This is a genomic window from Halopseudomonas pachastrellae, assembly GCF_900114765.1.
Classification (GTDB): domain Bacteria; phylum Pseudomonadota; class Gammaproteobacteria; order Pseudomonadales; family Pseudomonadaceae; genus Halopseudomonas; species Halopseudomonas pachastrellae.
Genome location: NZ_FOUD01000013.1, coordinates 126,607 through 137,042 on the forward strand (window position 1 = coordinate 126,607; position 10,436 = coordinate 137,042).

Annotated in this window: 8 protein-coding genes; 3 read left to right on the forward strand and 5 right to left on the reverse strand. The window is 60.6% G+C overall.

The genetic code is table 11. The features are described from left to right. Positions 1 to 143: 143 nt before the first annotated feature. The 4 genes from BM116_RS11660 to pedF form a co-directional block, all read right to left on the reverse strand. A complete protein-coding gene (locus tag BM116_RS11660; protein WP_083724628.1) occupies positions 144 to 1,922 on the reverse strand; it encodes a PQQ-dependent methanol/ethanol family dehydrogenase in 1,779 nt (592 codons plus the stop codon). A 187-nt stretch (positions 1,923 to 2,109) separates the two neighbouring features. Continuing rightward, a complete protein-coding gene (locus BM116_RS11665; protein ID WP_083724626.1) occupies positions 2,110 to 4,185 on the reverse strand; it encodes a TonB-dependent receptor in 2,076 nt (691 codons plus the stop codon). 526 nt (positions 4,186 to 4,711) lie between these two features. Next, on the reverse strand, positions 4,712 to 5,599 hold the full coding sequence (locus tag BM116_RS11670; protein WP_083724624.1) for a substrate-binding periplasmic protein: 888 nt from the start codon (positions 5,597 to 5,599) through the stop codon (positions 4,712 to 4,714). A 4-nt stretch (positions 5,600 to 5,603) separates the two neighbouring features. Then, on the reverse strand, positions 5,604 to 6,014 hold the full coding sequence (gene pedF, locus BM116_RS11675) for a cytochrome c-550 PedF (RefSeq protein WP_407920314.1): 411 nt from the start codon (positions 6,012 to 6,014) through the stop codon (positions 5,604 to 5,606). A gap of 403 nt (positions 6,015 to 6,417) precedes the next feature. On the opposite strand from pedF, the gene BM116_RS11680 reads away from it, so the two are divergent. The 3 genes from BM116_RS11680 (at position 6,418) to BM116_RS11690 (ending at position 9,393) form a co-directional block, all read left to right on the forward strand. Then, positions 6,418 to 8,274, forward strand: coding sequence for a PQQ-dependent methanol/ethanol family dehydrogenase (locus BM116_RS11680; RefSeq protein WP_083724622.1), 1,857 nt, complete (start codon positions 6,418 to 6,420; stop codon positions 8,272 to 8,274). A gap of 48 nt (positions 8,275 to 8,322) precedes the next feature. Further along, entirely contained in the window at positions 8,323 to 8,988 is a 666-nt protein-coding gene (locus tag BM116_RS11685) for a pentapeptide repeat-containing protein (RefSeq protein ID WP_083724620.1), read from the forward strand. A gap of 93 nt (positions 8,989 to 9,081) precedes the next feature. Next, on the forward strand, positions 9,082 to 9,393 hold the full coding sequence (locus tag BM116_RS11690) for a type I restriction enzyme endonuclease domain-containing protein (RefSeq protein ID WP_211276246.1): 312 nt from the start codon (positions 9,082 to 9,084) through the stop codon (positions 9,391 to 9,393). Positions 9,394 to 9,999: 606 nt separating this feature from the next. Here BM116_RS11690 and BM116_RS11700 read toward each other — a convergent pair. Beyond that, positions 10,000 to 10,436: transposase (locus BM116_RS11700; protein WP_139222361.1), on the reverse strand; the 437-nt coding region annotated here is incomplete at its 5' end.

Below are 10,436 nucleotides of genomic sequence, written 5' to 3' on the forward strand. Positions count from 1 at the left end.
TAGGGTAACCCAGCCAGACGGGGCATCCGGCAACGCAGTACTAAAGTATTAGAGCGGATCGAAAAGCGGAGAGTATCGGCAGGAGGCCCGTTTTAGAGCCTTGCAAGAAAAAAGGGAGTGCGCCGAGGCGCACTCCCGACTGCTTAGCGCTGACTTACAACAGCGCTACTCGGCAGCTTGAAGGTCCACAGTGTGCCGCCCTGGGTGAAGTTCTTCACCCGCTCGGCAACGTGGCCACCCCACAGCGGTACCGCACCACCCCAACCGGACATGACGGAGACATACTGCTCGCCATCCATCTCCCAGGTAATCGGTGAACCGATCACACCGGAGCCGGTGTTGAACTGCCACAGTTTTTCACCGTTACGCGAGTCAAACGCCATCAGGTAGCCTTCCGGGTTACCGGTGAACACCAGGTTACCCTGGGTGCTCAGCACGCCGCCCCAGAGCGGAGCCTCGTTCTGGTAGCGCCAGATTTCCTCACCGGTTTTCGGGTCCATCGCGCGCAGTACGCCGATGTACTCTTCGTTCAGCGGCTTGATGGTGAAGCCAGCACCCAGATAGGCAGCGCCTTTCTTGTAGGTGGTGGATTCGTTCCAGATATCCATGCCCCACTCGTTCGACGGCACGTAGAACAGGCCGGTGTTCTGGCCGTAGGACATCGGCATCCAGTTCTTGCCACCCAGGAACGCCGGAGCGGTAAAGACCTGGCTACCGGCATCGCCGGACTCGGTTGGTGCACCCGGGCGGAATTCATCGGCGTAGATCGGACGACCGTTCTCATCCAGACCGGTGGCCCAGGTGATCTTGTCAACGAACGGGAAGCCGCGGATGAAGTCACCGTTGGTGCGGTCCAGGACGTAGAAGAAGCCGTTACGGTCGGCAGTACCGGCCGCTTTGACTTCCTTGCCGTCTTCTTCGTAGTTGAAGGAGATCAGCTCGTTCACGCCGTCGAAGTCCCAGCCGTCATGCGGAGTGGTCTGGAAGTGCCAGACGATCTGACCGTTGTCGGGGTTCAGCGCCAGACGCGAAGAGGAATACAGGTTGTCGCCGGGGCGCAGGTGCGAGTTCCACGGCGCCGGGTTACCCGTGCCGAAGAACAGCAGGTTGGTCTCCGGATCGTAGTAGCCGCCCAGCCACGGCGCGCCGCCACCGGTCTTCCACAGGTCGCCAGGCCAGGTCTGGTTGGCTTCGCCACCGGAGATACCCGCTTCAACCGGCTTGCCGTCTTCGTAGGTGTACCCCATGTGCCCTTCAATGGTCGGACGGGTCCACAGCAGTTCACCGTTGGTGGGGTTGTAGGCTTCGATCTTGCCGACCACACCAAACTCGCCACCGGATACGCCGGTGATCAGCTTGCCATCAACCACCAGCGGTGCTGCGGTGATGGAGTAGCCAGCCTGATAGTCGGCCACGGTTTTGCGCCACACAACCTTGCCGGTGTCCTTGTCCAGGGCAACCAGTTTGGCGTCCAGGGTACCGAAGATCACCAGGTTGTCGTATAGCGCAACACCACGGTTGATCACGTCACAGCAGGGCATGATGCCGTCGGGCAAGCGGGCGTCGTACTGCCACAGTTTGGTACCGGTACGCGCGTCAACGGCGAAGACCCGCGAGTAGGAACCGGTGATGTACATCACGCCGTCCTTGATCATCGGCTGGGACTGTTGACCGCGCTGTTTTTCGCCACCCAGCGAGAAAGCCCAGACCGGCTGCAGGCTGCTGACGTTGTCGGTGTTGAGCAGGTCCAGGGTACTGAAACGCTGACCCTGAAGACCCATGCCATTGGTGACCACCTGGCTGTTGTTGGTGGCGTCGGCACGGATATCGTCGTTGGTGACATTGGCTGTGGCCACGCCGGCGACGCTCATGGCGGCAACCAGCGTGGTCAACAGAAAGGAAGAGCGGGCATGTTTGGTCATTGCTGCTACCTCTGAGATGTTGTTGTATTGGCGCAGTCGGGTTGTGCCGAGCGCTACTCGGCACGTCCCACACGATGAAACGGGAAAATTTCCTGCTTCTGGCCACGATTCTTGGCCGAGAGCCCAATACCAACAATTGCTCGCAGGGGTAATTTAGTTACTCCCTTGGTAGCAGTACCCCTCTGACTCAGAACACCAAACGCGCGCCAACCGTCAGGTTGCGGCCCGGCAGCAGCACCTCATCCTTGATGAAGGAGCTGTGCTGACGCGCTTTCTCGTTGAGCAGGTTGTTACCGCGCAGATACAGCAACACGTCGCTTTCACCCAACTGACCGCGCCAGTTCAGACCGGCACCCAACAGGGTGTAGTCGCCGGTTTCGGTTTCGTACTCGGCGGTGTTGTCCTGGCGCATCACCTGAGTGGCTTCCAGCTGCGCAGAAAACCCGGCAGTCAAACGCTGGTCAATGCGCGCACCCAAACGGTCAGCCGGAATACACGGAAGATCCCCACCGTCCTTCAAGCGGCCACGTACGCTGTCACCGAACAGGGTCAGCCCGGTCGAAGAGGTTGCCTGCCAGCTGACGCTGCCCTCAATCCCCTGCAGCACCGCATCGGCCTGACGGTATTCAACAACACGGTATCCCGCGCCCGGATCAGCGCCGGTATCAGCGGCATAGATGAAGTCATCCACCTCGTTGCGATAAACACTGACATCAAAGGTGACCGGCCCCTGCGTGCGACGCAGGCCCAGCTCGGCGTTGATCGCCGTTTCGCGGTCCAGATCGGGATCACCCAACTCGACCGTGCGGGTTGCCGCGTGCGGGCCAGTGGCATACAGCTCTTCGGCGGTTGGCAGACGCTGCGAGCGTGACAGCGTGCCGTACAACGCCAGATCCGGCTGGAACTGCCAGGTCGCGCCGAACGACAGCGAGGTGCCACGGTGGTCGGCCTCTTCACTGCCCTGCTTCACCTCAATCGACTGCCACTCCTGACGCAGGCCTACTTCATACAGCCAGTCACCGGCCTCATAGCTTTCCAGCAGGAACAGCGCGCGGTTGTGGGTCAGCGTGGCCGGCACATAGGACTCCTCCCCTTCTGCCGCAAAGTCGCGACGGGTCAGCTGGGTGCCAATCACGCCGCGCCAGCCGGCGATGGGTTCGTGAGTGAGTTCCAGGCGGCCATCAGTGCCGCGGTTGGTAAAGCGGGTGCCCACTTCGTTGCCTTCCATCTCCACATGACGGTAGTCGGTGTCGGCAACGCGCAGGCGCAGACGCTCAACACCGGCGAAGGGATTCAGGTATTCGCCGCGCAGGTCCCAGCGGCGCTGCTCCATGTCGATCCAGGCAGCGTGATCGTCATGATCGTGTTCATCATGATCGTCGTGATCGTCATGGTCATCGTCGTGATCGTCGTCATGACCATCATCATGGTCGTCCTCATCGTGGCCGCTGCAGTGCCAGTCCGGCCCGTGGGTGTGGCAATCCGCGTGCTCGTGCGCCAGCAAGCCGTATTCACGGTCCTGACGGCTATAGGCAAGGCCAAGGTAACCTTGCTCACCGATCCAGCTGACACCAACAGAGCCGGTATCGGTATCGTTGTAGGCGCCTTCCTGACGGGACGGATGGCCCGGGATGCGGTAGGGGTCAGCCTCACTCTTGCCGCCTTCGAGGCGCATGGCAAAGGCACCGGCGCCCACGGTCAGACCGGCAGAGCCGGCGCGCTCGTCAGCTACGGCGTTGGCGCGCAGATCAATCTCGCCCTCAACGCCGCGCTCCGGCACATAGGTCGGCACCCGGCGGTCGATCAGGTTCACCACCCCGCCGATCGCACCACCGCCATACAGCAACGTGGCGGGGCCCTTGAGCACTTCAACCCGCTCGATCAACGCGGTATCGGCGCTGATCGCGTGGTCCGGGCTGATGGACGAGGCGTCCAGCACATCGGCACCGTCACTCAGCACCCGCACCCGCGCCCCATCCAGCCCCCGAATCACTGGCCGACTGCTACCCGGACCAAACCCGGCCGCACGCACACCCGGCAACGACTCCAGACTGTCCGCCAGCCCCGTTTCGCGCTGAGTAAACCAGGACTCACCCTGCAGCACCGCCGCTGGCTGCGTCATTTGCTCCGGCGTCTGATTCAACGCGCTGGCACTGACCGTCAGCGCCGGCAGCGCCTGCGGGCCATCGGCGGCATGCACGGAAGAGACACCAGCGGCCACCGCCGCCAGCGCCAGAGTCAATGGCGTCTTGCTTGAAAACATGGCTGCTCCCTTTCAATTTGGTATTGGCAACGGCATGGCTGGCACACCGCGGGGGCAGACTATAATTGTTATAACGTAACATTTAAAGCAAAAAGCTCGCTCTCATAAGCAACGCGAGTCGTGCTGGTCGAATGTCGGCCGCAGAGCGGCCATAAACGTCTGGCTCCCACGCAGAGCGTGGGAGCCATCGGAACAGTGAAACCAAACGTGAAGCGCGCACGGCCCCAATCCCCGTTTACGCGGGCGAGTAGCGCAGGGCTGACGGGAAAAAGAGCGGCAGCATGTCTGAGGAGCAAAGCGACGAGTTCTGCCGCTCCCCGTCAGACCGAGCAACGCAGCGAACCCGAAGGGCCGCGTAGTCGGGTGCCCCGGGGGATCGCTAAGGGGGGCCGGGCAAGCGGCCCCCCTTAGCTCGCCGGGAAAGGCGAAAAGTGAACTAGCTGACGACGCAGAAAGACAGGTCGATCCCGGTCATAAGTGAAAGACAAAAAAGCCGGCCCAGAGGCCGGCAAAGGAGATCAGTCTATTACTGCGCGTAGCGATCAGGCGCCATGTACCGCAACCCCTGCGCCGCATAGATCCCCGCCAGGCGGCCATCAAGAATCATGCTTTCCACTTCATCACCCAACGCATAGGCCAACTGGCGATTGGAGTCGTGCACCGCCATGCCCAACTCCCATACCTGTTTGCCAATGTTCGGGTAGGCATTCTCGGTCAGTTGCATGCCCGCAGTCGGGTGCTGCGCCAGCAGCCAGTCAATTTCTGCCTGGGTGCCCATCACCGCGTTCACCTCACCCTGGAGCATGCCGGCAAAGGCAGCGCCCAGCGTGCGGTAATGGTGGGTCATACCGGCTAAGCGACCATTCATCACCGAGCCCAGATAGAACGAGGGCACCGAGTCTTCCTCTACCCCAACCGGGTAGTACTGGAAGATCGCAATACTGGGCACCGCGTCGATCTTGCTTGGGTCAAAGGCGGCCTGCCAGCGCTCACGCTGATAAGGCCCGAACATGTGTACCAGCTCGTTTTTCGGCAGGCCCAGCTCATCGCGGCGGTTGCTGAATTCCTGGTCGTAGGGCACCCGCAGCATCACATCGGCCACTTCACCCGGGCGCAGGTAATGGCCTTTCCACAGGTGGTTACGCAGGTCACCGTCAATGGTCTCGTCTGCCTGCATCCACTGAATGCTCAGGCGCACGCCGAGTCCGTCGGCCAGCCCCTGGGCCAGGGCCACATCAACCCCGGCGGGCTCGCCACCCTGCATGAAGCTGTAGGGCGGAAAGTCCTGATACAGCGCCACACGCAACTCACCGGAGGCGACAATCTCGTCGTAGTCGCGGATGTGCGTGATGTTGTACGCCTGTGCTGGCAGTCCCAACAGCAGGCAGAGACAAAACAGCCAGGCGCGGGCCATGACCTTATTGCTCCACTGCTACGCTTTCCAGCCAGGTACGGATGGCCCACAGGGCTTCCTGACTCAGGAAGTCAGCCATCTTCGGCATGTAAACGCGGCCGTCACGTACCGAGCCATTGATCACGCGCTCTTTAAACCACTCATCGCCGTAGTCACCCACTTCCAGGTAGCGCAGATCGGGCGTGATACCGCCGGAAATACCTTCCAGACCGTGACAGGCGGCGCAGTTCTGGTTGTAGGCAGAAGCGCCCACCTTGATGGCCAGCTCATGCTGCGGGTGACCTTCGCGGTAGGGGTTGGTTTCGCGCCATTCCGTGCCGAGCTCTTCGAGTCCTTTGGTGTCCACCGACTGGGGCGTGACATTGCCATGGGCCATGGCCTGGCCGGCAGCCAGTGTCAGGCCGAGTGCGGTCATCTTCAGTGCTTTCTTGTAATGGTTCATACTGCTCACCTCGTGGCCGAATCGATTGCGCAAGTGAATTGCTGTCGATGGCCATGGTAGGAAGCCACCGCAACCGGCCCAATGCTGCTTTGGTGGCCGCGACCTAGTTCGTTGGTAGTAGAAACACACTCACAGAATTACCAAGCAACTGATTTTAAAGACGTTTTAAAAAACGCAGAAAAGCCGTCCAATCCTTGGATCAGGTTTTCTCCATCTAAAGTACTGCTCCCTCCTACCCTCTACCAAGCGCCAGCAGACCGGGAACTCTTCCCGCCGCCTCCGGGCATTTTTCCGTATCGACCGGCATAGCCACACGACCACCATGAGTCGTGGATCAGCCCCGCTGAACACCCCAACTATCGACAGGAAAACTGCCATGAAAACAACAAGACATTCCTCGCTGAAACCGATCAGCCTGGCGATCAAGAGTATCGTGATTGCCGCCAGCCTGGGTCTGGCCGCCAGCCCGGTAGCCGCCACGCCGGTCACCTGGGACGACATCGCCAACGACCACATGACCACCAACAACGTGCTGATGTACGGCCTGGGCACCAACGCCCAGCGCTACAGCCCGCTGAACATGGTCAACGACGAGAACGTGTTCAAGCTGACGCCCGCCTGGTCGTTCTCCTTTGGCGATGAGAAACAACGTGGTCAGGAATCCCAGGCCATCGTTCACGACGGGGTGATCTACGTCACCGGCTCCTACTCACGCATGTTCGCTCTTGATGCCAAGACCGGCCGCCGCCTGTGGAGCTACTCGCACCGCCTGCCCGACGACATTCGCCCCTGCTGTGACGTGGTCAACCGTGGCGCTGCCATCTATGGCGACATGGTCTACTTCGGCACCCTGGACGCCAGCGTTGTGGCACTCAACAAAGACACCGGCAAGGTTGTCTGGCGCGAGAAGTTTGGTGATCACAAGGCCGGCTACACCATGACCGGCGCGCCGACCATCGTGCAGGATCAGGCCACCGGCCGCGCGCTGCTGATCCACGGCTCCTCGGGTGATGAATTTGGCGTAGTCGGCAAGCTGTTTGCCCGCGACCCGCTGACCGGTGAAGAAATCTGGATGCGCCCCTTCGTAGAAGGTCACATGGGCCGCCTGAACGGCGAAGACAGCACCCCCACCGGCGACATCAAGGCGCCCTCCTGGCCGGATGACCCGAACTCGCCAACCGGCAAGGTCGAGGCCTGGAGTCAGGGCGGCGGTGCGCCGTGGCAGAGCGCCAGCTTTGACGCTGCCACCAACACCATCATCATCGGTGCGGGTAACCCGGCACCGTGGAACGGCTGGGCGCGCACGCCTGAAGACGGCGACCCGGCGGACTACGACAGCCTCTACACCTCCGGTCAGGTGGGCGTTGATCCGAGCACCGGTGAGGTCAAGTGGTTCTACCAGCACACCCCGAACGACACCTGGGACTTCTCCGGTAACAACGAACTGGTGCTGTTCGATTACGAAAACGATGGCGAGAAGGTACCCGCCACCGCCCACGCCGACCGCAACGGCTTCTTCTATGTAGTCGACCGCGAAGACGGCAAGCTGATGAACGCCTTCCCGTTTGTCGACAACATCACCTGGGCCAGCGGTATCGACCTGGAAACCGGTCGCCCGATCGAGAACGAAGGTCAGCGTCCGCCGCGTCTGGAACAAGGTCAGGAGCGCAGCGAAGCGATTGAGGTCTCCCCGCCCTTCCTCGGCGGCAAGAACTGGAACCCCATGGCCTACAGCCGCGACACCGGGCTGTTCTACATCCCGGCCAACCACTGGAAAGAGGACTACTGGACCGAGGAGGTCAGCTACACCAAGGGCTCGGCTTACCTGGGCATGGGCTTCCGCATCAAGCGCATGTTTGATGACCACGTCGGCATCCTGCGCGCCATGGACCCGCAGACCGGTCAGGTAGCTTGGGAACACAAAGAGCCCCTGCCCCTCTGGGCCGGCGTACTGGCTACCGGCGGCAACCTGGTCTTCACCGGCACTGGCGACGGCTTCTTCAAGGCCTTCAACGCCGAAACCGGCGAGCAGCTGTGGGAGTTCCAGACCGGTACCGGCGTCATCTCTCCGCCGATCACCTGGGAACAGGACGGCGAGCAGTACATCGGTGTGACCACCGGCTACGGCGGCGCGGTTCCGCTGTGGGGTGGCGACATGGCCGAGCTGACCAAGCCGGTCGCTCAGGGCGGCTCCTTCTGGGTATTCAAACTGCCCAGCTGGGCTAACGAGTAACCCCTGCCATGCCCTGCCCGCCCAGCGGGCAGGGCTCTGGAGATCGACATGAAACAGTTTCAGCTCATCTGCAGCGCGGTACTCCTTCTCGGCAGCAGCCAGCTGCATGCCCAAAGCGCCGACCTGGCAGAAGAAGACATCCAGCACATCAACGGCTGTGCACTGATTGCCGGCACGCAGTGCCCCGGCGTTGATCTGCGCGGCGCCGATCTGCGCCACCTGGATCTGCGCAAGGCCGACTTTACCGGTGCCAACCTGTCCGGCGGCGATCTACGCCACGCCATACTCGATCAGGCCCAGCTTGACCAGGCCAACCTGCAGGACGCCAACCTGGCTCGCGCCAGTCTGCAACAGACGGCTATGCGCGGCGCCAACGCCGACGGCGCCAACTTCATGGGCGCCAGTGCCTGGAACCTGACGGCGCAAGGTGCCAGCTTTAACGGGGCCGACTTTACCGGCGCCAGCCTCGACTTCGCGCGCTTCAGCGGTGCAACCATGCACAACACCATCCTGCGCGCGGCCAATCTGGAAATGGCCTGGCTGCCCAAGGCCGACATGGCCGGGGCGGACCTGCGCGATGCCAATCTGCAGGAATCCAAACTCAATCACGCCAACCTCAGCGACGCCGATCTGAGCGGCGCCCGCCTGCATTACGGCACCTTCCTGAACGTCACCATGACCGACTGCACCGCCTGCCCGGTGGATTGGGAGTGAAAAAGGCGTTTCACTGATCAACGCTGCGCTGGATGGCTTGGTCGTAGTCATGCGCTGTTACCAAGCCAGCTTTTCGCCTTCCTGGCGAGCTAAGTGGGGTGGCCGGCGAGGGAGTTAGGGTTCTACGACATTCTCAAAGAGCTGGCCATCAAATACGATTTCAGCTACCCCGAAGACAAGCTGCTCGCGTTGGCCGCCGAGATAAAAACCGTGGTGGACGACAAGGTGCGGTACACCGACTGGAACCAACGCGAGGACATCAAGGCCGAGTTGAAGGTCGATCTGATACTGCTGCTGGCCAAGCATGGCTATCCGCCGGTAGACCGGGATGAAGTGTATAAAGAAATCTTCAAGCAAGCGGAAAATTACAAGGCACACCGAGCATCCCTGTCCGCCTCCTTGTAGCTGCTGAGAGTGATTGGTCGGCCGCCATTTGTATAAGGCGGCTATGGCCTGATCAACCACTTAACCCCTACACCAACTCCATTGATTTTACCCGTCAGCGCATGGCCAAGCCGCTCTTGCATCACGGCGAGTCAAAAGCGGCTTTTTGGACATATAGGCAAACAGCAATAGGCAATAATTCGCGAGCATTGTTATATCTTGCCTGCAAGCACCGAAAAACGGCGCCCACGCATCACCTCCATAAGAAAATCAGATTCCACCAAAGAGGATTAGGCAATCACTCGACAGCATATGTGTATCGCGTTTTTCGCCAACTCCTTACCGTATCACCCAAGCAGAAAGCCAAAGCGCTTGCTCTGCAGGAATCTTGAAGGTGCTCATACAAGCAGTGCGCCTCAAGTCGAAATGGTTCTGGAGGTACACAAAATGAAAGTGTCAAATCGCCCGTCCGTTAATGTATTGGCAGCGCTGGTATCAGCCGCGGTGCTCATTGGCTCCTCTGTTGGTGTTGCTCATGCCGAGGATGGCGCGGAGCGTCTTATTAAATTGGGTATACGGATTTAATGGTTGATGGGGCACCTTTACCCCACCAACCTGATACCATTATCAGATGGTTGATAGATCGACTCCGTAGTTGAGTTCCTCTGCGAAGTCCGGCAGTCCGTAACCGATGGTTTTCTTGTAGAAAGGAGAGACCTTCGCAGTCGGTGCCTTCTTCTTGTGCTTCGTGGTGTAGAGCATTCGTGCCCGCATCACCTCGAAGGAGTAACCGCGCCCTTCACGGTTCTTGTCCTTGGCCAGTCGGTTGATGGACTCCGTGTAAGCGTTGGTGACGGGCATGTCCGTCTCGAAGTAGGTCATGGTCTCTTCGCGCCAGTTTCCCACTGCCCTGACCAGATCGCTCCAGACTTCCTTTTGGCCCTTCGGGATGGTGGCTATCCACTCGTCCAGGGCGGCTTCTGCCTGGAGCCGTGTGGTGGCGTCCCAGATGCCGTAGAAGCGCTCCTTGTGCTCGTAGGCGGCCAGCAGTTGCGGGAACGCGC

What these genes read in the sequence shown, in the direction of transcription:
- BM116_RS11660 (WP_083724628.1), bottom strand. Translation starts at nt 1,922, where the DNA reads ATGACCAAACATGCCCGCTCTTCCTTTCTGTTGACCACGCTGGTTGCC.
- BM116_RS11665 (WP_083724626.1), bottom strand. Translation starts at nt 4,185, where the DNA reads ATGTTTTCAAGCAAGACGCCATTGACTCTGGCGCTGGCGGCGGTGGCC.
- BM116_RS11670 (WP_083724624.1), bottom strand. Translation starts at nt 5,599, where the DNA reads ATGGCCCGCGCCTGGCTGTTTTGTCTCTGCCTGCTGTTGGGACTGCCA.
- pedF (WP_407920314.1), bottom strand. Translation starts at nt 6,014, where the DNA reads ATGACCGCACTCGGCCTGACACTGGCTGCCGGCCAGGCCATGGCCCAT.
- BM116_RS11680 (WP_083724622.1), top strand. Translation starts at nt 6,418, where the DNA reads ATGAAAACAACAAGACATTCCTCGCTGAAACCGATCAGCCTGGCGATC.
- BM116_RS11685 (WP_083724620.1), top strand. Translation starts at nt 8,323, where the DNA reads ATGAAACAGTTTCAGCTCATCTGCAGCGCGGTACTCCTTCTCGGCAGC.